This is a genomic window from Bacteroides sp. HF-4919 (genome assembly GCF_018860125.1).
In genome coordinates this window covers 47,824-73,763 of the sequence record NZ_JAHKNF010000015.1, presented here as the reverse complement: position 1 = coordinate 73,763, position 25,940 = coordinate 47,824, and the positions used below count along the sequence as shown (strand labels likewise).

The following is a 25,940-nucleotide window of genomic DNA, read 5'->3' as shown; positions in this document are numbered from 1 at the left end:
CTACACCCATTGCCTCGGATGGCTACACCCTTTCTGCTTTCTTCAGGCTTCTCCCTTTATATCCAATATAGGTGGAGTATCTTCTTCCTGCAACCGGATCGGACCGAACGCACGCTCGTATTTGGCTATATTTTCTTCAAGCGCCCGTTGTAAACGTTTGGCATGTTCGGGAGCAAGAATAATACGCGACTGCACTCCCGCTTTGGGCAATCCGGGTAATACCCGTACAAAATCGAGCACAAATTCTGAACTTGAATGAGTGATAATGGCTAAATTAGCATATGTGCCCTGTGCCACTTCTTCTTTCAATTCTATTTGCAACTGATTATCGGGATTCTGATTTTCCATACTTTAATTATTATTGATTATTCTAAATTCTTCTGGCACAAATATACAGATAATGTTTTATAGTAAAGACAAATGCCTTACACTCTTTTCAACAGAATGCAAGGCATGCAATAACAGACCATTATTAACAACTCCCCCTCTTTCTTTATCCAATACCTGAAGCCAGATCAGGAACACCCGGATTGTAAAGAAAGGAAGAACAGACTTATATAGTTCTCAAACGATATCTGAATAATTTCTGGAACAGTTATAAATCATAAACGGCGAACAATAACCTCCGTACACTTTGATAGTGCTATCTTATTCATTGTTCACCGTTCATAAACCACCACCCATTATTAAGAGTTAGATGTCAACTTATCTTTCACCTCAGTCGCTTTATCAGCCACCTTTTCGGCCACTTTAGCACCTGTCTTCACGGCCTTCTCTTTTGCTTCAACGACTGCCAATTCGGCATCTGCCTCTATTTCATGAAGAGCATTGAACACATCATTTTTCAATTTCTTAGCTTTCGCTGTGCGCGAAAAATGATAAACCAGCGCACCGATGGCAGAACCGATTCCAAGTCCCACCAGGAATTTTGCATTTCCACTTCCCATAAACTATTAATTTTTATATAACCACAATAAACAATATCATTCTATAATAAAGCTCGTTTTCCCTATCGGGAACGACTGAAAAAAGAGGCTATCCAAAGAAATAAAATGGCACCGACAACGGAAGTAATCAAACTACCGATGATTCCGGTTGCTGCCAGCCCGAGAAGGGCAAATACCCAGCCACCCAACACACCACCTATAATCCCTAACAGGAGATTGACTAAGAGGCCGAAACCTCCTCCGCGCATTATCTTACCGGCAAAATAACCGGCAAGGATACCTATCAAAATGTACCAGATAAAATTCATAATGCTTGATTTATATTGTTTTGTTATAGGAACGCTATAGGCACTGAAATGTTCGGGAGTCAAAGAAGGAATTAACGACTATTGAGAAACCTGCCTAAGCAAGCAGTACAGACAGATCGGATTTTCGGGTAACAAATTGTGGCGCTTACTAAAAAGGGGTTATCTTTGCCGAAAAGATAATCTTAGGTTCTATGAAAAATATAATTTACAACATAAAAAAGCAGTCTGAGATGTCTGATAAAACAATAGATTTACTGACGAAACAGCTGACTCCGTGCCGATTCCCTAAAAGGTATCTGCTGATACGGGAGGGAGTCTATCACAAATACGCTTATTTCATAGAAAAAGGAATCACACGGTCGTACTGGCTGGTAGACGGAAAAGAGGTTACGACTTCTTTTTCGTGTGAAGGAGATATCGTGTTCAGCATGGATGAGTTATACTACGGTAAACCCAGTGAAGAGTTTGTGGAAACACTGGAAGATGTACTGCTCTATGCCATCCCCATCAAGACACTGATCGAACTGTACGAAACAAATATAGAATTGGCTAATTGGGGAAGAGTCATTCATCAGAATAGATATCGGGAACTCCATCGCAAACATAAAGAACGGCTGACATTGTCGGCCCGAGAGAGGTATGCAAAACTTAAAGAAAGACTTCCCGATGTCTGCAGCCGGGTCAATCTGGGTTATATTGCCGCCTATCTGGGCATTACTTTGCCTACCCTGAGTAAAATAAGGGCGGAAGAGTGATTTTTAATGTAGAGCAAATGCTGACAGCAAAATAGGTTGTACATTTGTCGCTTAACACATTTAAATCAATTATATCATGGAATTAAAGAAAAGAGAGAATATAGGTTGGATTGACCTGCTGAGGGTGCTCGCCTGCTTCTTCGTTGTTTTTTCGCACTGCTGCGATGCGTTCATCGGGCAATTTGACGCCAATCGGGAGTCGTTTCTGACAGGAACATTTTTAGGTAGCTTGATGCGCCCATGTGTACCCATTTTTGTTATGATGACCGGTGTATTGCTATTTCCCGTACGAACCGACATGGGGACATTTTACAAGAAGAGGATCGGGAGACTGATTCCTCCGATAATCTTTTGGTCACTGGTCTTACCTGTACTGTATTTCGTATATCTGAACTACATCAACCCTAATACTCAAAATCCATTGATTTCCATGCCGGATCATAGTTTGGAGGCTTTGTGGATCAAACTGTATACATTTATCTTTAACTTCAATTTCGATACAGTTCCATTATGGTATCTCTATATGCTGATTGGCCTGTATTTGGTGATGCCTATTGTCAGTGGTTGGTTGGAAAAAGCGTCGAAAAAGGAACTGAAGCTATTCCTAAGCATTTGGGGCGTGAGTCTAATAGCACCTTACGTTAAAATGTTCGCTCCGATGCTGGGCTATCAAGGCAACTATGGCAATATGGGTTTATGGGGAATATGTGATTGGAATGACTACGGAACTTTCTATTATTTCTCAGGATTTATCGGCTATCTTTTACTGGCCTATTATCTTACGAGGTATCCACTAAAGTGGAGTTGGAAGAAACTCTTGGGCGTCACCATTCCGATGTTTCTGGTAGGCTATCTGATTACTTCATACGGATATGTCATCACACAGAACCACTTCCCGGGCAATTATGCCTATTTGGAAATTGTATGGTACTTTGCGGGCATCAACGTGTTTATGATGACCTTCCCAGTATTTGTAATCGTGCAGAAAATAAAGGTTCCTTCAAACCGATGGTTATCCCATATGGCATCACTCACATTCGGCATTTACCTGAGCCACTACGTATTTGTATTTGTCGCCTACGACTTGTTGGATAAGGAACAGTTACCATATATCGTACGTATCATCAGTATGGCCTGTCTCGTATTCCTGACATGCTACGCTATCGTCTGGTTAATGTCGAAAAGTAAACTAACCGATCGTTTCATACGATAACATCCTATAAAAAAGAGCAATCACCTTTACGGCAATTGCTCTTTTTCAGTTATAGTCAATTGAATTGTATTATTCTACTTCATTATAGTCAAGCACAGTCTTTTTGTTAGCCAAAATACGATCGTACTCTTCTTTAGAACCTACAATGATCTTATCAAATTCGCGCAGTCCTGTACCTGCCGGAATGAGGTGACCGCAAATTACGTTCTCCTTCATACCTTCCAATTTATCTATCTTACCGTTGATGGCAGCTTCGTTCAAGACTTTAGTTGTTTCCTGGAAGGAAGCAGCTGACATAAAGCTTGAAGTCTGCAATGCAGCACGAGTGATACCCTGAAGAATCTGAGTAGAAGTAGCGGCAACAGCATCACGCACTTCAACCGGTTTAAGGTCACGGCGTTTCAACATACTGTTTTCATCACGCAACTTACGGGCAGTAACAATCTGACCTGCTTTCAAGTTTTCAGAATCACCAGCATCTACAACTACCTTCTTACCCCAGATACGATCATTTTCTTCCATGAATTCCAGTTTATCGACAACCTGTTGTTCAAGGAAACGAGTATCGCCCGGCTCGTCAATAGTTACTTTACGCATCATCTGACGAACGATAATTTCAAAATGCTTATCATTAATCTTCACACCCTGCAAACGGTATACGTCCTGAACTTCATTCACGATATATTCCTGTACAGCCGTAGGACCTTTGATCGCCAAAATATCAGCCGGAGTGGTAGCACCATCAGACAGCGGAGTACCGGCACGAACATAATCGTTCTCCTGTACAAGAATCTGTTTAGACAGCGGAACAAGATATTTCTTCACTTCACCAGTCTTAGAAGTAACGATGATCTCACGATTACCACGTTTCACCTTACCCATAGTTACCTCACCATCTATTTCAGATACAACAGCAGGGTTCGACGGGTTACGTGCTTCAAACAACTCTGTAACACGAGGAAGACCACCGGTAATATCACCAGCCTTACCTACGGCACGCGGAATCTTAACGATTACCTCACCAGCTTTCACCTTCTGACCATTTTCGATCACAACGTGTCCACCCACAGGTAAATTGTATGTACGAATCAAGTCACCATCTTCCGTCAGAATATGGGCAGAAGGAACTTTAGTTTTATCCTTAGATTCGATAATGATAATTTCACGAAGTCCGGTTGCTTCATCCGACTCAATCTTATAAGTAACGTTTTCAATAACGCCCTCGAATTCGATCTTACCAGTAGCCTCCGTTATGATAACAGCGTTGAACGGGTCCCACTTCGCAATCAGCTTACCTTTTTCTACTATTTCACCATCGGCTACATAAAGTGTAGAACCGTAAGGAACGTTGTGTGTAGAAAGTACAATACCCGTATTGACGTCGATGAAACGAACTTCAGCCAAACGGCCTACTACCACTTTGGCAGCTTCACCTGTTTCGTCGACAATATCTACCGTACGAAGTTCTTCGAATTCCAAACGAGCATTGTTCTTGGCAACGATACTTGCATTAGCTGCGATATTGGCAGCCGTACCACCGGCATGGAATGTACGCAGTGTCAACTGTGTACCCGGTTCACCAATAGACTGGGCAGCAATTACACCGACAGCCTCACCTTTCTGAACCATATGGTTCGTAGCCAGATTACGGCCGTAACATTTCGCGCAAACTCCCTTCTTCGATTCGCAAGTCAATACCGAACGGATTTCAACACTTTCGATCGGAGACTCCTGTATCTTCTTAGCGATATCTTCTGTAATTTCTTCACCACCAGCAACCAACAGTTCTCCGGTCTGGGGATGTATGATATCATGTACGGATACACGACCAAGGATGCGTTCGTACAAGGTAGCGATAACTTCATCGTTGTTCTTAAGGTCTGTACAAACCAATCCGCGGAGCGTACCGCAATCCTCTTCATTAATAATAACATCATGCGAAACATCTACCAGACGACGAGTCAGATATCCGGCATCGGCAGTCTTCAATGCGGTATCGGCCAAACCTTTACGGGCACCGTGGGTAGAGATAAAATACTCCAATACGGAAAGTCCTTCTTTAAAGTTCGACAAAATCGGGTTTTCGATGATCTGGCCACCTTCGGCACCTGCTTTCTGCGGCTTAGCCATCAAACCACGCATACCGGAAAGCTGACGAATCTGCTCTTTAGAACCACGGGCACCGGAATCAAGCATCATGTACACAGAATTGAAACCCTGATCATCAGAAGAAATTGTCTTCATCAAAATGTTAGACAACTCAGAGTTAACATGTGTCCAGATATCAATCACCTGATTGTAACGTTCGTTATTGGTAATGAAACCCATGTTATAGTTATTGATCACTTGCTCAACTTCATCGTAACCTCTCTGAACAAGTGTCTCTTTCTCTTCTGGAATGATAATATCACCCAAGTTGAATGACAGACCGCCTTGGAAGGCCATCTTGTAACCCAGGTTCTTGATTCCGTCAAGGAAATCAGCAGTTTTAGCAACACCGCAAGCCTTGATTACGGCACTAATAATGTCACGCAGCGACTTCTTAGAGATAATAGTATTGATATATCCTACTTCAGGCGGAACGATCTCGTTCACGATTACACGACCTACTGAAGTTTCACGCATTACATCAACAATGTTTCCATTTTCGTCAAGGTCTTTCACAATAACCTTCACCGGAGCATGAATGTCTACCTTACCTTCATTATAAGCGATCAACGCTTCTTCCGGACCATAGAATGTGAGCCCTTCACCTTTCGCGCCTTTACGGAGCTTAGTAATATAATACAGACCAAGCACCATATCCTGTGAAGGAACAGTAATAGGAGCACCATTAGCAGGATTCAGAATATTGTGAGAAGCCAACATCAACATTTGGGCTTCAAGCACTGCTTCGTTACTCAAAGGCAAGTGAACCGCCATTTGGTCACCGTCAAAGTCGGCATTAAACGCTGTACATGCCAATGGGTGTAACTGGATAGCTTTACCCTCGATCATTTTGGGTTGGAAAGCCTGGATACCCAAACGGTGAAGTGTCGGAGCACGGTTCAGCAATACCGGATGACCTTTCATTACGTGTTCAAGGATATCCCAAATCACCGGCTCCTTACGGTCTACAATTTTCTTAGCAGACTTCACAGTCTTTACGATACCGCGCTCAATCAGTTTACGAATAATGAACGGTTTGTACAACTCGGCAGCCATCAGCTTAGGAATACCACACTCGTGCATTCTCAATTCCGGACCAACAACAATTACCGAACGGGCTGAATAGTCAACACGTTTACCCAGCAAGTTCTGACGGAAACGTCCTTGCTTACCTTTCAAACTGTCTGACAATGATTTCAACGGACGGTTGGCATCAGTCTTAACTGCACTTGACTTACGTGAGTTATCAAACAATGAATCGACAGATTCCTGAAGCATACGTTTCTCGTTGCGGAGAATCACTTCAGGAGCCTTAATTTCAATCAAACGTTTCAAACGGTTGTTACGGATAATCACACGACGATAAAGGTCATTCAAATCGGATGTAGCAAAACGACCACCATCCAACGGAACCAATGGACGAAGTTCAGGCGGGATCACCGGTACAATTCGTACGATCATCCATTCCGGCTTGTTGCGTCCGCGTGATGCACGGAACGACTCCACCACCTGAAGACGTTTCAGAGCCTCGTTCTTACGTTGCTGCGAAGCATCATTGCCGGCACGGTGGCGCAGTTCGTATGACAACGCATCAAGATCAAGACGTGCAAGCAAATCATAGATCGCTTCGGCACCCATCTTAGCGATGAACTTGTTAGGATCCGTATCTTCCAGATACTGGTTGTCTTTGGGAAGAGTATCAAGAATATCGAGATATTCTTCTTCCGATAGCAAATCGAATTCGGCAATGCCGTCTTCAGCTTTCACACCTGGCTGAATGACAACATAACGTTCGTAGTAAATGATAGAATCAAGTTTCTTAGTGGGAAGACCCAGTAAGTAACCGATCTTATTGGGCAGCGAACGGAAATACCAGATGTGAGCCACAGGCACAACAAGCTGAATATGTCCCATACGTTCGCGACGTACTTTCTTTTCAGTAACTTCTACACCACAACGGTCGCAGACAATACCTTTATAACGGATACGTTTGTATTTACCGCAATGGCATTCGTAGTCTTTGATCGGGCCGAAGATACGTTCGCAGAACAAACCGTCACGCTCGGGTTTGTACGTACGATAGTTGATGGTTTCAGGCTTTAATACTTCACCACTCGAATTCTCAAGGATTTCTTCCGGAGAAGCCAAACCGATAGAGATTTTCGAGAAATTGCTCTTGATCTTATTTTCTTTTCTAAAAGCCATACTTTTATAATTATATAATATGCTAATTAACTAAATAATGTGCCGATTGGCTAATGCCAATGTGCCAATAAGAAAACATACTAATTATGAAATGCCACAGCCAATGTACCTTGATCGGTACATTGGCATATTGGCACATTAGTTCATTATTCCAAATTGATGCTCAGCCCCAATCCTCTTAACTCGTGCAACAACACGTTCAAAGATTCAGGGATACCCGGCTGCGGCATAGGTTCGCCCTTCACAATTGCTTCATAAGCCTTAGAACGTCCTACAACATCATCCGACTTAATTGTCAAGATTTCCTGAAGAATATGTGATGCACCGAAGCCTTCGAGTGCCCAAACCTCCATCTCTCCGAAACGCTGACCACCAAATTGAGCTTTACCACCAAGAGGTTGCTGAGTAATCAATGAGTATGGACCGATAGAACGTGCGTGCATCTTGTCTTCAACCATGTGACCGAGTTTCAACATATAAGTAACACCTACAGTTGCTGGTTGGTCAAAGCGTTCTCCTGTACCACCGTCGCAAAGATAAGTCTTGCAATAGCGAGGCAAGCCAGCTTTATCTGTCCATTCGTTCAAGTCGTCAAGAGTTGCACCATCAAAAATCGGTGTAGCGAACTTCACACCCAAATTCTTTCCGGCACGTCCGAGGACAGCCTCAAAAATCTGACCAATGTTCATACGTGAAGGCACACCCAACGGGTTCAATACAATATCCACCGGAGTACCATCTTCCAGGAATGGCATATCTTCCTGGCGAACAACACGTGACACGATACCTTTATTACCGTGACGACCTGCCATCTTATCACCTACACCAATCTTACGTTTCTTAGCAATATATACTTTCGCCATCTGGATGATTCCTGCAGGCAGTTCATCACCAATTGTGATAGCAAACTTCTTACGTTTCAGTTCTGCATCGAGCTCTTTGTACTTCTTGATGAAGTTCAGGATCAAATCACGAATCATACCGTTCGCATGATCATCATTAGTCCAGTCGCTCAACTGTATTGCGGTGAAATCAAGTGAATCGAAATCTGATGCACTGAACTTAGAACCTTTGGCAATAACTTCGGCGCCCAGATAGTCTTTCACGCCTTGAGATACTTTACCTTCAGTCAAAGCCATCAGTTTCTTCACCAGAATGCGTTTCAAGTCTGCTACCTTAGATTCAAATTCATCATCAATCTTTGGAAGCAATGCCTTATCGGCCAACTTAGAACTACGGTTTTTAATGACACGAGAGAATAACTTCTTGTCAATGATCACACCCTTCAATGAAGGAGATGCTTTCAAAGAAGCGTCTTTCACATCACCCGCTTTATCTCCAAAAATGGCACGAAGCAATTTTTCTTCCGGAGAAGGATCAGATTCACCTTTCGGAGTGATCTTGCCAATTAGGATATCACCCGGCTGAATGCGTGCACCAACACGTACAATACCGTTCTCATCAAGATCCTTAGTGGCTTCTTCACTAACATTAGGGATATCGGAAGTCAACTCTTCCATACCACGCTTGGTTTCACGAACTTCGAGTGAATACTCTTCTACGTGAACTGAAGTCAGCAAGTCCTCGCGAACTACACGTTCGTTCAACACGATAGCATCCTCATAGTTATAACCTTTCCAAGGCATGTAGGCTACAAGCAGGTTCTTCCCCAAAGCAAGCTCACCATTCTCGGTAGAATAACCTTCTGTCAAAATCTGACCTTTTGTCACACGATCACCTTTATTGCAGATCGGACGAAGGTCAATAGTCATATTTTGGTTCGTTTTGCGGAACTTCGGAATCCTGTATTCTTTCAATGCAGGTTCGAAGCTTACAAACTCTTCATCTTCAGTACGATCGTACAGAATACGAATAGTAGTAGCATCAACAAAATCAATTACACCATCACCCTCAGCAGCAATCTGAGTACGTGAATCACGCACCAACTGGCGCTCGATACCTGTACCTACGATCGGGGCTTCGCTTCTCAACAACGGAACTGCCTGGCGCATCATGTTCGATCCCATCAAAGCACGGTTAGCGTCATCATGTTCAAGGAATGGGATCAAAGATGCAGCAATAGAAGCAATCTGCTGAGGAGCAACGTCCATCAACTCTACTTCTGAAGGTTCTACAACCGGATAATCGGCATCCTGACGAGACTTAACCTTATTGCGAATAAATGTCCCATCATCATTCAGCGGAGCATTACCCTGTGCAATGATCTTGGCTTCTTCTTCTTCAGCTGTCAGGTAGACAAGTCCGTTTTCAGAAAGGTCTACTTTACCATTATCTACTTTACGGTAAGGAGTTTCAATGAAACCAAGGTCATTGATCTTAGCAAACACGCAAAGTGATGAAATCAAACCGATGTTCGGACCTTCCGGTGTCTCAATCGGACAAAGACGTCCATAGTGCGTATAGTGAACGTCACGAACCTCAAATCCGGCACGTTCACGAGACAGACCACCAGGACCAAGGGCAGACATACGGCGCTTGTGAGTAATCTCAGCCAACGGGTTTGTCTGGTCCATAAACTGAGACAATGCATTAGTTCCGAAGAACGAATTGATCACTGAAGAAATAGTCTTTGCGTTGATCAAATCAATCGGAGTAAACACCTCGTTATCACGAACGTTCATACGTTCACGAATAGTACGCGACATACGTGCCAAACCGACAGAAAACTGGTTAGACAGCTGCTCGCCTACAGTACGTACACGACGGTTACTTAAGTGGTCAATATCATCCACATCTGCTTTAGAGTTAATCAACTCAATCAGATATTTAATGATCTCAATAATATCTTCTTTGGTGAGGACACGCACATCCATGTCTGTCGTCAAATTCAACTTTTTGTTGATTCTGTAACGACCTACATCACCAAGATCATACCGCTTTTCAGAAAAGAACAGGTTATTGATAACCTCACGGGCACTGGCATCATCAGCCGGATCTGCATTACGCAATTGGCGATAGATATACAGCACAGCTTCCTTTTCCGAGTTACTCGGATCTTTCTGAAGGGTATTATATATAATAGAGTAGTCGGACTGATTCGGCTCTTCCTTATGAATAAGGATGTTTTGAACGCCCGAGTCAATTATTTCATCTATATGTTCCGGTTCGATCACTGTTTCACGGTCGATAATGACTTCATTACGCTCGATAGAAACAACTTCACCGGTATCTTCATCAACGAAATCTTCAATCCAGGTTTTCAAGACACGTGCAGCCAATTTACGACCTACTACCTTCTTGAGATTTGTTTTGTTAACCTTTACATCTTCAGCCAAGTTAAAAATCTCAAGAATGTCTTTATCATTCTCAAAGCCAATAGCTCTTAACAGCGTAGTAACAGGTAACTTCTTCTTACGATCGATATAAGCATACATCACATTGTTGATGTCGGTAGCAAACTCAATCCATGATCCCTTGAACGGGATGATACGGGCCGAGTACAATTTTGTACCATTGGCATGTACACTCTGACCGAAGAATACGCCCGGAGAACGGTGAAGCTGCGACACAACTACACGCTCAGCACCATTGATGACGAAAGTTGCCTTATCAGTCATGTAAGGGATAGGACCAAGGAACACATCCTGAATCACTGTATCGAAATCCTCATGATCGGGGTCTGTACAGTAAAGCTTGAGTTTCGCTTTCAATGGGACACTATATGTAAGCCCACGCTCTATACAATCATCAATGGTATAGCGCGGCGGATCAATATAATAGTCCAGAAACTCAAGAACAAAATTGTTTCTTGTGTCGGCAATTGGGAAGTTTTCAGCAAATACTTTATACAATCCCTCTTTTTTACGCTTCTCAGGTGGGGTATCTAGTTGTAGAAAGTCTTGGAATGACTTCAATTGTACTTCCAGGAAATCCGGATATTCAAGCGGATTCTTAGTCGAAGCAAAATTAACTCTTTGATTTACAGTATTTGAAGACATCTGTCAATGAATTTGGAGAACTTAATTTTAAATATATACACAAAAAGGTTAAGAATCCTCTTGTGAAGGATTCTTAACCGAATTACCTGATTACCAGGCTAATGTTATTTAAGTTCAACTTCAGCTCCAGCTTCTTCCAATGTTTTCTTCAATGATTCTGCTTCGTCTTTAGCCAAACCTTCTTTTACTACACTAGGAGCACCGTCTACCATGTCCTTAGCTTCTTTCAAGCCAAGACCACAAGCTTCTTTAACGGCTTTAACAACCTGAAGTTTAGCTGCACCAGCGCTCTTCAATACTACGTCGAAAGAAGACTTTTCTTCTGCGGCAGCAGCACCAGCTGCAGGACCAGCAGCAACAGCTACAGCTGCAGCAGCAGGTTCAATACCATATTCTTCTTTAAGGATAGTTGCAAGTTCATTAACTTCTTTTACTGTCAAGTTAACTAATTGTTCTGCAAAAGCTTTCAAATCTGCCATTTTTTGTATGATTTTAATGTTTAATTTACTAAATAAAATGTGTTATAATTATCTTTCACCAAGAGTTTTGAGAACTCCGTGAAGGGTGTTGCCACCTGATTGAAGAGCAGAAATAACATTCTTGGCCGGTGATTGCAACAGGGCAACGATATCGGCAATAACTTCATTTTTACTCTTAATAGCTACGAGAGCATCCAACTGGTCAGCACCAACATAGAAGCTTTCTTCTGCATATGCAGCTTTCAGTCCCGGAATGCCATCTTTAGATTTATCTTTGATCAGTTTTGCAGGTGCGTTTGCAACGTTGCAGAACATCACAGCTGTCGTACCTTTCAAAGAACCATAAAGAGGAGAGAAATCACCTTCAATGCTTTCAAGCGCTTTGTGGAGGAGTGTGTTCTTAACTACCATCAATTTGATGTCAGCCTTGAAACAAGCTCTTCTCAATTCACTTGTTGCAGCAGCGTTCATAGCTGTTGTATCTACCAAATAGAAGTGACCATATTCCTGTACTGTAGCAGCAATCTGCTCAATAATCGTATTTTTATCTTCCTTTCTCATTGTTACTCTGTTTTATTAGATTTCCTCTACTGATTTCGGGTCAATTTTGATACCCGCACTCATTGTACTAGAAAGATAAATACTCTTAATATATGTACCCTTGGCTGCAGTCGGTTTCAACTTGTTCAATGTAGAGATAAATTCTTTTGCATTATCGCGAATCTGCTCTGCAGTGAATGAAACCTTACCAATTGAAGTATGAACAATACCGCTCTTATCAACTTTGAAGTCGATCTTACCTTGTTTTACTTCTCTTACAGCTTTAGCAACATCCATAGTTACGGTACCACTCTTCGGGTTAGGCATCAATCCACGAGGACCAAGCACACGACCGAGTGCACCAATTTTACCCATGATAGATGGCATAGTGATAATCACATCAATATCAGTCCATCCACCTTTGATCTTTTCAATATATTCGTCAAGACCAACATAGTCAGCACCAGCTTCTTTTGCAGCAGCTTCAGCATCCGGTGTACAAAGTACCAACACACGTACTTGCTTTCCAGTTCCATGAGGAAGTGAAACAACACCTCTCACCATTTGGTTTGCTTTACGTGGATCAACACCTAAACGTACATCAATATCTAATGAAGCATCAAACTTAGTAAAAGTGATTTCCTTTACCAAAGATGCAGCTTCTTTCAGTGAGTATGCTTTCCCTGCTTCAATTTTTCCTGCAGCTAACTTTTGATTTTTTGTCAGTTTACCCATTACAATTGAAGTTTATTAATTATTAACCGGGAACTCCCCTTTTACAGCGATACCCATACTTCTAGCTGTACCTGCAACCATTTTCATGGCAGCTTCCACAGTAAAACAGTTCAAGTCAACCATTTTGTCCTGAGCAATCGTACGAACCTGTTCCCAAGTGATCTCGGCAACTTTCTTACGGTTAGGCTCAGCAGAACCACTCTTTACCTTAGCCACTTCAAGCAACTGAATGGCAACGGGAGGAGTCTTGATTACAAAATCGAAAGACTTATCTGCGTAGTAAGTAATGATAACAGGCAAAATCTTACCTGCCTTGTCTTGGGTTCTGGCGTTGAATTGCTTGCAAAACTCCATGATGTTGATTCCCTTAGAACCTAATGCAGGTCCAACGGGAGGTGATGGGTTTGCCGCGCCTCCTTTAATCTGTAATTTGATTAGTCCAGCAACTTCTTTAGCCATTTTTTTATTGATTTATATATAACATTAAACGAAGGACAACTACAGCGTAACAATTCTGCGTTATTCCTTTTCCACTTGCATAAAGCCTAATTCAAGCGGTGTTTTACGCCCGAATATCTTTACCATGACCTTTAGTTTCTTCTTTTCACTATTCACTTCTTCAATGATACCACTGAATCCGCTAAAAGGACCAAAAGTAACCTTTACAGTTTCACCTACAATATACGGAACATTTAAGTCTTCACCCGTTTCTTGCAATTCGTCCACTGTACCAAGTATACGATTCACTTCCGACTGTCTGAGGGGAACCGGTTTATCGGAACCTCCCAAGAAACCTATCACATTAGGAGTATTTCTCAGATGGTGAGAAACCTCACCAACCAAAGCAGCCTCCACCAAAACGTAACCAGGAAGATAACTTCTTTCTTTCACAATTTTTTTACCATTGCGAACCTGGTATACCTTTTCGGTAGGAATCAATACCTGAGACACATATTCGCCAAGGTCGCTGTTTTTAATATCAGCTTCAAGATACTCTTTTACCTTAGCTTCTTTTCCGCTAATAGCACGCAAAACGTACCATTTCTTTTCAATCTCAGACATCGTAATTCCTCTTTTTTTTAATGTGGATAAATTATTTTTTCCATAAAATTCTGGAAACAGAAGTCCATCGCGAACACTACCAATGCAATAAGCAGGGAAGCATATAAAACAACTACCGCACTGTTAGTTAGTTCTGAATACGTAGGCCACGACACTTTATGAACAAGTTCGTCGTAAGATTCTTTAATATAAGCTACTACTTTTTTCATTTCATAAATATTAGCACGGGAGGAGAGGCTCGAACTCCCGACACCCGGTTTTGGAGACCGGTGCTCTACCAACTGAGCTACTCCCGTTTGTACATAATCAGTTCCCGATAATACTACCGGGAACTGATTAATATTTAATTTTAGTCGATAATTTCAGTAATCTGACCAGCACCTACTGTACGACCACCCTCGCGGATAGCGAAACGAAGACCGATGTTCAATGCAACCGGGTAGATCAACTCTACAGTAATAGTTACATTATCACCCGGCATCACCATTTCAGTTCCTTCCGGAAGAGTGATTTCACCTGTACAGTCCATAGTACGCAGATAGAACTGAGGACGGTATTTGTTGTGGAATGGAGTGTGACGACCACCTTCTTCTTTCTTCAGGATATAAACCTCAGCTTTAAACTTAGAGTGAGGTTTAATCTGACCTGGTTTACAAAGAACCATACCACGTTTGATTTCGTTCTTGTCAACACCACGAAGCAACAGACCTACGTTGTCACCAGCCTCACCCTGATCCAGAAGTTTGCGGAACATTTCAACACCTGTTACAACTGATTTCTTATCTTCACCCAAACCAAGGATTTCGATTTCATCACCTACGTGGATAACACCAGTTTCGATACGACCTGTAGCTACAGTACCACGACCTGTGATAGAGAACACGTCTTCTACCGGCATCAAGAAAGGTTTATCAACATCGCGCGGAGGCAACGGAATCCAAGTATCAACAGCTTCCATCAGCTCCATTACTTTGTCTTCCCATTTTTCTACACCGTTCAATGCACCAAGAGCAGAACCCTGAATGATCGGAGTATTGTCACCGTCGAAATCATAGAAAGAAAGAAGTTCTCTCATTTCCATCTCAACCAGTTCCAACATTTCAGCATCTTCAACCATATCGCACTTGTTCATGAATACAACCAGCTTCGGAACGTTTACCTGACGAGCCAAAAGAATGTGCTCACGAGTCTGAGGCATCGGACCATCAGTAGCAGCAACTACGATGATAGCACCGTCCATCTGAGCAGCACCAGTAACCATGTTCTTTACGTAGTCAGCGTGACCCGGACAGTCAACGTGTGCGTAGTGACGGTTAGCTGTTTCGTACTCAACGTGTGAAGTATTGATAGTAATACCTCTTTCCTTTTCTTCAGGAGCGTTGTCGATAGAATCGAAAGAGCGGAGTTCAGAAAGACCTTTTTTTGCCAACACTGTAGTGATAGCAGCAGTCAAAGTGGTTTTACCGTGGTCAACGTGACCGATTGTACCAATGTTTACGTGCGGTTTGGTACGTTCAAATTTCTCTTTAGCCATAGCTTTACTTGTTATTTATTTGATTAATAATCAGCATTTACATCTTACAGAGCTGTTACCGGGATTTGAACCCGGGACCTCTTCCTTACCAAGGAAGTGCTCTACCACTGAGCTATAACAGCGAAATAGAGAGAGCGGAAGACGGGGCTCAAACCCGCGACCCTCAGCTTGGAAGGCTAATGCTCTATCAACTGAGCTACTTCCGCAATTTGCCAAAGTTTTCACTCTGTCTTCTCCGTGGGCAAAGATGGATTCGAACCACCGAAGGCGTAAGCCAGCAGATTTACAGTCTGCCCCATTTGGCCACTCTGGTATTTGCCCTTCATTACAGAAATCGAATTTCGAAGTAAGCGTAAGAACGCCCAAACTTTTTCTATTCTGATTTATTCTTGAGCCTCTTGTCGGATTCGAACCAACGACCCCGAGATTACAAATCACGTGCTCTGGCCAACTGAGCTAAAGAGGCGTTTTTACTTAAAAAATGCAACCGTCACGTCCTAACGCGAGCGAAACGGCTGCAAATTTAGTTATTTATTTCTTTCCCGCAAAATATTTGCGGTATTTTTATTTATTTCGTTGTTTTTCCTTGTACTTAACCAACTGCTTCTCCAATGCTTCCACACACAAATCAACCGCTTCTTCAAACGTATCACAGATTTTGCTTGCATGAAAATCATTGTTTGGAACCAACACCGTAATTCCGGCCTCCTTATTCTCCGCAGTTTCTGGTTTAACCACCTTTAATGACACCTCTACTTTCTTTATATCTTCGTAATATTTTTCCAACTTAGACACTTTCTTCTGAATGAAAGCCTGCAATTGTTCTGTTGCATCAAAGTGAATCGATTGAATTCTAATTTCCATACTTACCTCCTTTTTTAGGCTCGTGGATGAGCTTGTTTATACACTTTTTTAAGTTCTTCAAAAGTGGTATGCGTATAAATCTCCGTAGTCGCCAAACTACTATGACCTAAAAGCTCCTTCACCGCACCCAACTCCGCATCATTATTCAGCATTGTTGTGGCAAAGGTATGCCTCAACACGTGAGGACTGCGCTTCTTAAGCGTTACCACCTTCGAAAGGTTCCGTTTCACCAAATTATAGACCAGATTCTTATAAAGTCGTTCGCCATTCTCTCTAACAAAAAAAGCATCAGACTTCACTGAAATCACTTTGTTCCTTACATCAACATACTCAAACATCGCTTCTTTCAATTCATCCCCAAAAGGGATCAAGCGCTGCTTATTTCTCTTTCCCGTTACTTTCAGAAGAGAGGCTGAGAAATCTACATCCTTATCATCCAAACCTATCAATTCAGAGAGACGCATGCCTGTGGCATAAAACACCTCAATAATCAAACGATCCCGACACCCCTTAAACCCTTCACCAAAATCCGTGTCATCCAGCAATTTATTCATTTCACTCTCTTTCAAGAAAGAAGGAAGTGGCTTTTTATTTTTTGGCCCCGTTATTTTACGTAACGGATCAACACTCACCTCTCCTTGTCTGAGGAGATATTTATAAAACGACCGGAGCGAACTCAGCTTACGATTCACAGAAGTTGAAGTATACCCCCGATCCATCAGTGAAACAATCCACTCACGAATCAGTTCGGGCTTCACTTCCAACGGATTAAACTCCCCAATCTCCTCTTGAGCAAACTCCTGCAACTGCGAAATATCCTCGCCGTAAGCCAGTACGGTCTTCTCAGAATAATTCCGTTCGTACCGGAGGTAATCAAGAAAAGAATCTGCTAACATAATATCGCTACATCTATAATTCTGCAACGAATGTATGAAAAGAATTCAATAATTCAAAGGAAATTACGAATTATTAATCTTCTACTTGCTGAAGTTTTTGTACGTAAACTGCACGTTCTTTCTTAAGTCTTTTAGTTACAGACGGTTTGTCGAACTGTTGTCTGCTTCTCAACTCTTTAACGATGCCAGTTTTTTCAAATTTTCTCTTAAACTTCTTCAGCGCTTTTTCAATGTTTTCGCCTTCTTTTACAGGTACTACAATCATTTTGTTACTATTAAATATGTTATGGTTTAAAATTTCCGCAGTCAAATTGCGCCGCAAAATTACACATACTTTCTTTATTCACAAAACTTTCGGCAATTATTTCTCAAAATCAATGCAAAAGGAACAGAAAGTAGTTATCTTTGGAGAGTATAACATATAATATATATAATGTATGAAACAGTCTATCAGTGAACGAATACATGCATTACGCATGTGGTTTAAGCCAAACATTCAAGCATTCATCATCCCCAGCACAGACCCTCATCTCAGTGAATACGTTGCACCACACTGGAAATCACGAGAATGGATTTCTGGATTTACCGGGTCGGCCGGTACGGTAGTGATTACAGCAAAGAAAGCAGGACTCTGGACTGACTCAAGATATTTTTTACAAGCAGCAGAACAGTTACAAGGAAGTGGCATAGACTTATATAAAGAGATGCTGCCGGACACTCCAAGTATCACAGAATTCTTGTCTACCCAGTTAAAACCGGGAGAGGCAGTAGGTATCGATGGAAAAATGTTCTCAGTGGAACAAGTGGAGTATATGCAAGCCGAACTTTCATCAAGTAATCTTCAAATCATATTCTGCCCTGATCCTATGCAGGAGATATGGACAAATCGACCGCCTATGCCGGAATCACCTGCCTTTGTATACGACATTGAATATGCGGGAAAAAGTTGCACAGAAAAAATCGCATCCATTCGTACGGAGCTAAAGAAAAAGGGTGCAGAAAGTGTTATATTATCAGCTTTAGATGAAATAGCCTGGACCCTAAACCTACGCGGAAACGATGTACATTGCAACCCCGTAGTAATAAGCTATTTACTTATTACAGAAGACAGCACGATATTATTCATTGCTCCGGAGAAAGTAACTGAAGAAGTACGGAACTACTTAAAAGAGCAGCAAGTAGAGATACGGAACTACGCAGAAACAGAAATTTACTTATCAGATCTCAAGAGCACCAGCATCCTGATGAATCCGGCAAAAACCAATTATGCTATTTTTTCCTCCGTAAACCCCAAATGCCGGATCATACGAGGAGAAGCACCGGTAGCCTTACTGAAAGCTGTCCGTAACAATCAAGAAATAGCAGGAGTCCATGCAGCCATGCAGCGTGACGGTGTCGCCTTAGTCAGATTCCTTAAATGGCTGGAGTCTGCCGTCCCTTCCGGAATAGAAACAGAATTAAGCATCGATCACAAACTGCACAAGTTCCGTGCTGCACAGAATTTGTACGTAGGCGAAAGTTTTGATACCATTGCGGGTTACAAAGAACACGGGGCTATTGTACATTATTCAGCAACCGAAGAAAGCAACGCGACATTGCAACCCAAAGGCTTTCTTTTACTCGACTCAGGAGCTCAATACATGGATGGCACCACTGACATCACACGTACCATTGCATTGGGTGAGCTAACAGAGGAAGAAAAGACAGACTATACACTGGTCCTCAAAGGACACATCGCATTGGCGATGGCCGTTTTTCCGGCAGGAACCAGAGGGGCACAACTGGATGTACTGGCACGTATGCCATTATGGAGCCACAAAATGAATTTCCTGCATGGCACCGGTCATGGCGTAGGCCATTTCCTCAGCGTGCACGAAGGTCCACAAAGCATTCGTATGAACGAGAATCCGGTTGTATTGCAACCCGGCATGGTCACCTCAAACGAACCCGGAGTATATAAAGGTGGTAGCCACGGCATACGAATCGAGAATCTGACACTGGTATGCAAGGCTGGTGAAGGCTTGTTTGGCGAATACCTGAGGTTCGAAACCATCACGCTTTGTCCTATCTGTAAAAAGGGTATAATCAAGGAGTTGCTAACCGCAGAAGAAACAGACTGGCTGAATGATTATCACCGGCAAGTATATGAAAAGTTATCCCCCGGTCTGAATGAAGAAGAAAAAATATGGTTGAAAGAGGCAACAGCCGCAATCTGACAAACCAAAGGAAGGACCGCCTTTATAGGTCACCAAAATCATTATTAGTGTGAATCAGCATCTTATAGGATGCTGATTCCATCTATTTCTCAAACATATTTTAATCAATAACCTATGGCTTTAATAAAATCAGTAAGAGGTTTTACTCCTGAATTCGGAGAAAACTGTTTTCTGGCCGACAATGCCACCATCATCGGCGATGTAAAGATGGGGCGCGATTGTAGCCTTTGGTTCAGCACCGTGCTGAGAGGGGATGTAAACTCCATCCGCATTGGCGACGGAGTGAATATACAAGACGGGAGTGTATTACACACTCTCTATCAAAAATCGACGATTGAAATAGGTAATCATGTATCGGTAGGACATAATGTAACCATTCATGGTGCGACAATTAAAGATTACGCATTGATCGGTATGGGATCGACCCTGCTCGATCATGCTGTTATCGGTGAGGGAGCGATTGTAGCAGCAGGCTCACTTGTACTCAGCAACACCATCATCGAACCGGGAAGTATTTGGGGAGGAGTACCGGCAAAATTTATAAAAAAGGTTGATCCGGAACAAGCCAAAGAGTTAAACCAAAAAATAGCTCATAATTACCTGATGTACTCTGATTGGTATAAATAAGACCCGACCTGATAAACAAAAATATCCTCCGGAGGGACTGGGTTCCCCGGAGGATATTTTTGTTTATCAGGTTCAAAGCCTTAAAAATTTATCATGTGTAGTACCTTGTCCGTCGCTCCGGAGTTGCCAATCACATAATTACCAGCGTTAGTTCCCGTTTCTTTCAGGAACTTTTCATCGGACAGAAGCCTGTCGAGCAACGTCTTCAGCTCCTCGTAATCCTTAATCGAATAAGCCCCTTTGGCTTCAATCAATTGTACCGCCTCCATAAACTTCTGATATTTGGGTCCGAAAATTACCGGAATACCATAAACTGCCGCTTCAAGAGTATTATGAATTCCTACTCCGAAACCACCTCCGATATAAGCAATCTCTCCGTAACGATAAATAGAAGACAGTAAACCGAAACAATCGATTATCAGGCAGTCCGCCTTCCGGACATTCTTTTCATCGGCACGGGTATAACGCACAGAAGGACGTTTCAACTTACCAATAATCTCTACCAAATGATTCTCATCGATTACATGTGGTGCTATAATCAACTTCATCTCAAGATGATTATTAAAATACTCAATGAAAAGATCCTCATCCGGTCCCCAGGAACTTCCGGCCACAAAAGTAAATGCGCCATCCTTGAACTGTTCCACCAGCGGCAACTCCTTGGCCTGCTCACGAATCTGCAAAACACGGTCAAAACGCGTATCTCCCACTACCGTAACCCTTGTAATTCCAATCTTGGCAAGGAAACGCTTCGATGCTTCGTTCTGCACAAACAAGTGATCAAAATCCTTCAGCACATTTCTGTAAGTACCTCCATACCACTTAAAGAATATCTGATCTTTACGGAAAATGGACGAAACACTATACACAGGGATACGACGCTTGTGTAATTCATCCAGATAGTTCTTCCAAAATTCGTATTTGATGAAGAAAGCCATACAAGGATTCACAATATCCAGAAACTTCTTCACATTACGAGGTTTATCAAACGGCAAATAGCAGACAATGTCGGCTCCACGGTAGTTCTTCCGGACCTCATATCCCGAAGGAGAAAAAAACGTTTGCAGTATTTTATAATCCGGATACCTCTCCCGTATTTTCTCAATCAAGGGACGCCCCTGCTCAAACTCTCCCAAAGAAGCAGCATGAAACCAGATATAGCGCGCGTCCTTCTCTACCTGTTGACGAAGAAGGTCGTACACTACCCAATGCCCCTTCATCATCTTTCGGGGCTTACGGCTGAATGGTGCAGCCAGATGCACCAGAAGGTCGTAAATTCCTATTGCCAGATCGTAAAACATACCTCCGGATTCTTATTTCAAAACCTCTACGGCACGTTTCATACGAGCCAGTGTTTCTTCTTTTCCCAATACCCAGGAAATGTCAAACATATGGGGACCTTTGCCCTCGCCTACCAGCGTCAAGCGGAAAGCATTCATAATATTACCTGTATGATAACCTTTCTCAGCAATCCAATCCATTACAATTTTCTCTTGACCTTCAATACTGAAATCTTCTATTCCGGCCAATACTTCAGCCAGTTCGGCCATACATTTAGCCGAATCTTCTTTCCAGCGTTTTTTAACCGTCTTTTCATCATATTCTGCCGGGGCTACAAAGAAGAAACTGCATACATCCCACAGTTCTTTGACAAAGCTGACACGGTCCTTCATCATCCCAACCACTGTTACTACTTTTTCGAAAGGAGCTTCCACACCATGTTCTTTCAGAACAGGCACAAACAGTTCGGCTATTTCTTCGTCAGACTTCTGTTGAATGTAAGTATGATTAAACCAAATCCCTTTCTTATAGTCAAATTTAGCACCCGATTTACTGCAACGGTGCAAGTCGAACAGATGAATCAACTCATCCATGGACATTACCTCCTGATCGTTACCCGGATTCCATCCCAACAAGGCGAGGAAGTTAATGACAGCCTCAGGCAGATAACCCGATTCACGATAACCTGAAGAAACTTCTCCACTCTTCGGATCATGCCATTCAAGCGGAAATACAGGAAATCCCAGACGGTCACCATCACGTTTACTCAGCTTACCATTGCCCTCGGGTTTCAACAACAGAGGTAAATGAGCAAAAGCAGGCATTGTGTCTTCCCAACCAAATGCGCGATACAACAATACGTGCAACGGAGCGGAAGGCAACCACTCCTCACCACGGATCACGTGTGATACCTCCATCAGATGGTCATCAACAATATTAGCCAAGTGGTAAGTAGGCAGTTCATCGGCCGATTTATATAGAACCTTGTCGTCAAGGATAGATGAGTTAATAATCACTTCTCCACGAATCAGGTCATTCACATGAATGTCTTCGTTCGGCTCAATTTTAAAACGTACCACATATTGCTTTCCGTCAGCAATCAACGCCTTCACCTCTTCCTGTGAAAGGGTCAGCGAATTGCGCATTCCCACACGGGTAGATGCGTCATATTGGAAGTTGGCTATTTCAGCACGTTTGGCATCCAGCTCCTCCGGAGTATCGAAAGCAATATAGGCTTTTCCGTTGTCAAGCAACACTTGTACATACTTCTTGTATATTTCGCGACGTTCTGACTGGCGGTACGGTCCATATTCACCTCCAAAGCTGACACCCTCGTCAAACTGAATCCCTAACCACTTAAATGATTCCAGGATATATTCTTCCGCACCCGGGACAAAACGGTTTGAGTCAGTATCCTCGATACGGAAAATCAAATCTCCCCCATGCTGGCGGGCAAACAGATAATTATACAAAGCGGTACGCACACCACCTATATGCAATGCTCCTGTTGGGCTCGGAGCAAAACGAACTCTTACTTTTCTTTCTGCCATAATTTGCGTTAGTATAGGTAAATCGTGGCAAAATTAAACCTTTTTTTCCACACTATTGTTTTTTTTTGTACTTTTCGCAAAAAATTCAAGGGTTATGGAACACTGGAAGAAGAAAAATAGTTTCTCATACAAAGATTTGTTATATAAAGCACTGATTTTCGTCGGTACTGTGGCCTTCATTGTTTATTTCCTACCACGGGATGGGAAGTTTAACTATCAGTTTGACATAAACAAGCCGTGGAAGTACGGTCAGTTAATGGCTACTTTCGACTTCCCGATTTACAAAGACGAAGCAGTGGTAAAAAGGGAGCAAGACAGTCTTCTGGCCTCTTTTCAACCCTACTTTGAATTGAATAAAGAGGTGGAAAAGAACGCGCTCGCCAAGCTTAAGGAGAACTACCATACACATCTGAAAGGGATACTCCCCTCAACAGATTACATCCGTTATATTGAGAAAGGGCTGAAGACCATTTATCAATCGGGAGTCGTATCGACAGAGGAGATGCGAACCCTCCTCCATGACAGTCTCTCTTCTATCATGGTGATTGACGACAAATTAGCAAACCAGCGAATGACTGACGGAATATATACCGTAAAGAGAGCCTACGAGTATCTTATATCGAGTGACACCGCCCATTATAACAAAGACATCCTGCGTCAATGCGCACTCAACGAGTATATAACTCCCAATCTGATTTATGACTCCGTACGTACAGAGACTGCCCGGAAAGAGCTGCTCGACAACTATTCCTGGGCAAATGGAGTCGTACAAAGCGGACAAAAGATCATCGACCGTGGAGAAATTGTCAGCAAACAGACATACAACATTCTGGAATCTTTACGTAAAGAGTCTATTAAGCGGAGTGAATCTCTTGGACAAAAGCGGCTGATACTCGCCGGACAAATCTTATTTGTCGGTATTCTGGTACTTTGCTTTATGCTATATCTGGAACTCTTCCGCAAAGACTATTATGAGCGTAAAGGCAGTCTGTCGCTACTTTTCGCCTTAATTGTATTCTATTGCGTCATCACGGCATTGATGGTGACAAACAATATATTTAATGTGTACATCCTGCCTTATGCCATGCTTCCGATTATCATCCGGGTTTTTCTCGATTCACGCACGGCATTCCTGACACATGTCATCACCATACTGATCTGTTCCATCACCCTGCGATACCCCCACGAGTTCATCCTGACACAATTAGCAGCCGGACTCGTGGCTATCTTCAGCCTGAGAGAATTGTCGCAACGCTCACAACTGTTCCGCACCGCCCTCCTGGTGATACTGACGTATGCAGCCATATATTTCGCTTTTGAACTGATCAGCGAAAACGATCTTTCAAAGCTGAATGTCAGTATGTACATATACTTCATCATCAATGGAGTGCTATTACTGTTTGCTTATCCTTTATTATTCCTGCTCGAAAAGACTTTTGGTTTTACATCGAATGTAACGCTTGTAGAGTTGTCGAACATCAACAACGATCTGCTGCGAAGAATGTCCGAAACCGTTCCTGGTACTTTCCAGCACTCGATGCAGGTGGCTAATCTGGCCGCCGAAGCTGCAATACGTATCGGTGCCAAAAGCCAGTTGGTACGTACCGGAGCACTGTATCATGATATCGGAAAAATGGAGAATCCGGCTTTCTTTACCGAAAACCAGTCGGGGGTGAACCCCCATAAGAACCTGAGTTATGAACAGAGTGCCCAGGTAGTTATCAGTCACGTAACAGACGGATTAAAACTGGCCGACAAGCATAACTTACCCAAAGTGATCAAGGATTTCATCAGCACCCACCACGGGCGCGGAAAGACCAAATTCTTCTACATATCCTGGAAGAACGAACATCCGGGTGAGGAACCGGATGAAGAAGTATTCACATATCCGGGACCTAACCCGTTCTCAAAAGAAACAGCCATACTGATGATGGCAGACTCCGTAGAAGCCGCTTCACGCAGTTTACCTGAGTATACCGAAGAGAGCATCAGCAACCTGGTAGATAAAATTATCGACTCACAAGTGCAGGAAGGATATTTCAAAGAATGTCCGATTACCTTCAAAGACATTGCAACGATCAAAGCGGTATTTAAAGAAAAGCTGAAAACGATTTACCACACGCGTATCAGCTATCCTGAGTTAAAGAAGTAAGGAGTCCGGCACAAGCATCATCGAGTATATCGAGCACGTATTCAAAGCCTTCCGCACCTCCATAATAGGGGTCGGGCACGTGATCGGCGGGGATGCGGGTGCAGTATTCCGTCATCCGATGAATCTTTTCCCATTCTGCCGGAGAGGGAGCTTTCTCCCTCAGGTCATCGATATTCCGATCGTCCATGCCGATTATAAGGTCAAAGTCATAAAAGTCCTCTGTACGGACCGGACGCGAACGATGAACCAGTTCATATCCTCTGCGAGCTGCATGAGCACGCATGCGGCTGTCGGGCAGCTCTCCCTGATGATAGGCCAAGATACCGGCCGAATCAATCATGAACTGATCTTCCAATCCGGCCTCTCTGATCAGATGAAGCATCACGCCTTCTGCCGTAGAAGAGCGGCAAATGTTTCCCAAACAAACAAAAAGTATTTTCTTTTTCATTCTTTCTTATTTTAAATAATT

23 protein-coding genes and 5 tRNA genes are annotated in these 25,940 nt (G+C 42.8%); 5 read left to right on the top strand and 23 right to left on the bottom strand.

The window, feature by feature from the left end:
* Positions 1-42 precede the first annotated feature (42 nt).
* The 3 genes from KO473_RS20705 to KO473_RS20695 form a co-directional block, all read right to left on the bottom strand.
* Positions 43-348: a DUF3467 domain-containing protein gene (locus KO473_RS20705; RefSeq protein ID WP_005811382.1), complete on the bottom strand. Its 306-nt coding sequence runs from the start codon at positions 346-348 to the stop codon at positions 43-45.
* A gap of 338 nt (positions 349-686) precedes the next feature.
* Positions 687-947 carry a YtxH domain-containing protein gene (locus KO473_RS20700; RefSeq protein ID WP_005782178.1) on the bottom strand — a complete coding sequence of 87 codons (261 nt, stop codon included), beginning with the start codon at positions 945-947 and terminating at the stop codon, positions 687-689.
* A gap of 62 nt (positions 948-1,009) precedes the next feature.
* Complete coding sequence (locus KO473_RS20695) at positions 1,010-1,255, bottom strand: GlsB/YeaQ/YmgE family stress response membrane protein (protein ID WP_005791529.1); 246 nt, start codon at positions 1,253-1,255, stop codon at positions 1,010-1,012.
* 191 nt (positions 1,256-1,446) lie between these two features.
* Here KO473_RS20695 and KO473_RS20690 point away from each other — a divergent pair, with 191 nt between their 5' ends.
* Both KO473_RS20690 and KO473_RS20685 read left to right on the top strand, forming a co-directional pair.
* Positions 1,447-2,010 (top strand): Crp/Fnr family transcriptional regulator, encoded by a 564-nt coding sequence (locus KO473_RS20690; protein WP_032537599.1) that lies wholly within the window; start codon positions 1,447-1,449, stop codon positions 2,008-2,010.
* Between the two features lie 76 nt (positions 2,011-2,086).
* Positions 2,087-3,223, top strand: coding sequence for an acyltransferase (locus KO473_RS20685; protein ID WP_005782172.1), 1,137 nt, complete (start codon positions 2,087-2,089; stop codon positions 3,221-3,223).
* 69 nt (positions 3,224-3,292) lie between these two features.
* Here KO473_RS20685 and rpoC read toward each other — a convergent pair whose 3' ends face one another.
* The 17 genes from rpoC to rpsU form a co-directional block, all read right to left on the bottom strand.
* Entirely contained in the window at positions 3,293-7,576 is a 4,284-nt protein-coding gene (rpoC, locus tag KO473_RS20680; protein WP_005811389.1) for a DNA-directed RNA polymerase subunit beta', read from the bottom strand.
* A gap of 146 nt (positions 7,577-7,722) precedes the next feature.
* Positions 7,723-11,535, bottom strand: a complete 3,813-nt coding sequence (gene rpoB / locus KO473_RS20675) for a DNA-directed RNA polymerase subunit beta (protein WP_005822142.1) — start codon at positions 11,533-11,535, stop codon at positions 7,723-7,725.
* A gap of 104 nt (positions 11,536-11,639) precedes the next feature.
* Positions 11,640-12,014, bottom strand: a complete 375-nt coding sequence (gene rplL / locus KO473_RS20670) for a 50S ribosomal protein L7/L12 (RefSeq protein WP_005782165.1) — start codon at positions 12,012-12,014, stop codon at positions 11,640-11,642.
* A 48-nt stretch (positions 12,015-12,062) separates the two neighbouring features.
* A complete protein-coding gene (gene rplJ / locus KO473_RS20665; RefSeq protein WP_005782163.1) occupies positions 12,063-12,575 on the bottom strand; it encodes a 50S ribosomal protein L10 in 513 nt (170 codons plus the stop codon).
* Between the two features lie 15 nt (positions 12,576-12,590).
* Positions 12,591-13,289: a 50S ribosomal protein L1 gene (gene rplA / locus KO473_RS20660; RefSeq protein WP_005782161.1), complete on the bottom strand. Its 699-nt coding sequence runs from the start codon at positions 13,287-13,289 to the stop codon at positions 12,591-12,593.
* Between the two features lie 15 nt (positions 13,290-13,304).
* Positions 13,305-13,748 carry a 50S ribosomal protein L11 gene (gene rplK / locus KO473_RS20655; protein WP_004291286.1) on the bottom strand — a complete coding sequence of 148 codons (444 nt, stop codon included), beginning with the start codon at positions 13,746-13,748 and terminating at the stop codon, positions 13,305-13,307.
* Between the two features lie 60 nt (positions 13,749-13,808).
* A complete protein-coding gene (gene nusG, locus KO473_RS20650; protein ID WP_005782159.1) occupies positions 13,809-14,351 on the bottom strand; it encodes a transcription termination/antitermination protein NusG in 543 nt (180 codons plus the stop codon).
* A gap of 17 nt (positions 14,352-14,368) precedes the next feature.
* A complete protein-coding gene (gene secE, locus KO473_RS20645) occupies positions 14,369-14,560 on the bottom strand; it encodes a preprotein translocase subunit SecE (protein WP_005782157.1) in 192 nt (63 codons plus the stop codon).
* Positions 14,561-14,574: 14 nt separating this feature from the next.
* Positions 14,575-14,647: transfer RNA gene (locus tag KO473_RS20640), tRNA-Trp, on the bottom strand.
* A gap of 53 nt (positions 14,648-14,700) precedes the next feature.
* Positions 14,701-15,885, bottom strand: coding sequence for an elongation factor Tu (gene tuf / locus KO473_RS20635; protein ID WP_005782155.1), 1,185 nt, complete (start codon positions 15,883-15,885; stop codon positions 14,701-14,703).
* Between the two features lie 50 nt (positions 15,886-15,935).
* Positions 15,936-16,007: transfer RNA gene (locus tag KO473_RS20630), tRNA-Thr, on the bottom strand.
* An 11-nt stretch (positions 16,008-16,018) separates the two neighbouring features.
* Positions 16,019-16,091: transfer RNA gene (locus KO473_RS20625), tRNA-Gly, on the bottom strand.
* A gap of 32 nt (positions 16,092-16,123) precedes the next feature.
* Positions 16,124-16,206 (bottom strand) — tRNA-Tyr (locus tag KO473_RS20620).
* A gap of 71 nt (positions 16,207-16,277) precedes the next feature.
* Positions 16,278-16,351, bottom strand: a tRNA-Thr gene (locus tag KO473_RS20615).
* Between the two features lie 98 nt (positions 16,352-16,449).
* Positions 16,450-16,749: a ribosome hibernation-promoting factor, HPF/YfiA family gene (gene hpf, locus KO473_RS20610; RefSeq protein WP_005782154.1), complete on the bottom strand. Its 300-nt coding sequence runs from the start codon at positions 16,747-16,749 to the stop codon at positions 16,450-16,452.
* Between the two features lie 14 nt (positions 16,750-16,763).
* Entirely contained in the window at positions 16,764-17,645 is an 882-nt protein-coding gene (gene xerC, locus KO473_RS20605) for a tyrosine recombinase XerC (protein ID WP_005811400.1), read from the bottom strand.
* Between the two features lie 73 nt (positions 17,646-17,718).
* A complete protein-coding gene (gene rpsU, locus KO473_RS20600; protein WP_005782152.1) occupies positions 17,719-17,910 on the bottom strand; it encodes a 30S ribosomal protein S21 in 192 nt (63 codons plus the stop codon).
* A gap of 172 nt (positions 17,911-18,082) precedes the next feature.
* Here rpsU and KO473_RS20595 point away from each other — a divergent pair, with 172 nt between their 5' ends.
* Positions 18,083-19,861, top strand: a complete 1,779-nt coding sequence (locus KO473_RS20595; protein ID WP_005822143.1) for an aminopeptidase P family protein — start codon at positions 18,083-18,085, stop codon at positions 19,859-19,861.
* A 114-nt stretch (positions 19,862-19,975) separates the two neighbouring features.
* The gene (locus KO473_RS20590; RefSeq protein ID WP_005822144.1) at positions 19,976-20,488 is read left to right on the top strand and encodes a gamma carbonic anhydrase family protein; all 513 of its coding nucleotides are present in this window, start codon (positions 19,976-19,978) and stop codon (positions 20,486-20,488) included.
* An 80-nt stretch (positions 20,489-20,568) separates the two neighbouring features.
* Here KO473_RS20590 and KO473_RS20585 read toward each other — a convergent pair whose 3' ends face one another.
* Both KO473_RS20585 and gltX read right to left on the bottom strand, forming a co-directional pair.
* Entirely contained in the window at positions 20,569-21,789 is a 1,221-nt protein-coding gene (locus tag KO473_RS20585) for a 3-deoxy-D-manno-octulosonic acid transferase (protein WP_005822145.1), read from the bottom strand.
* 12 nt (positions 21,790-21,801) lie between these two features.
* Positions 21,802-23,319: a glutamate--tRNA ligase gene (gene gltX / locus KO473_RS20580; RefSeq protein ID WP_005822147.1), complete on the bottom strand. Its 1,518-nt coding sequence runs from the start codon at positions 23,317-23,319 to the stop codon at positions 21,802-21,804.
* 94 nt (positions 23,320-23,413) lie between these two features.
* On the opposite strand from gltX, the gene KO473_RS20575 reads away from it, so the two are divergent.
* The gene (locus KO473_RS20575; RefSeq protein WP_005822149.1) at positions 23,414-25,471 is read left to right on the top strand and encodes an HD family phosphohydrolase; all 2,058 of its coding nucleotides are present in this window, start codon (positions 23,414-23,416) and stop codon (positions 25,469-25,471) included.
* Here the strand turns inward: KO473_RS20575 and KO473_RS20570 are convergent.
* The gene (locus KO473_RS20570) at positions 25,446-25,919 is read right to left on the bottom strand and encodes a low molecular weight protein-tyrosine-phosphatase (RefSeq protein WP_005822151.1); all 474 of its coding nucleotides are present in this window, start codon (positions 25,917-25,919) and stop codon (positions 25,446-25,448) included. The genes KO473_RS20575 and KO473_RS20570 overlap by 26 nt on opposite strands.
* Between the last annotated feature and the right edge of the window lie 21 nt (positions 25,920-25,940).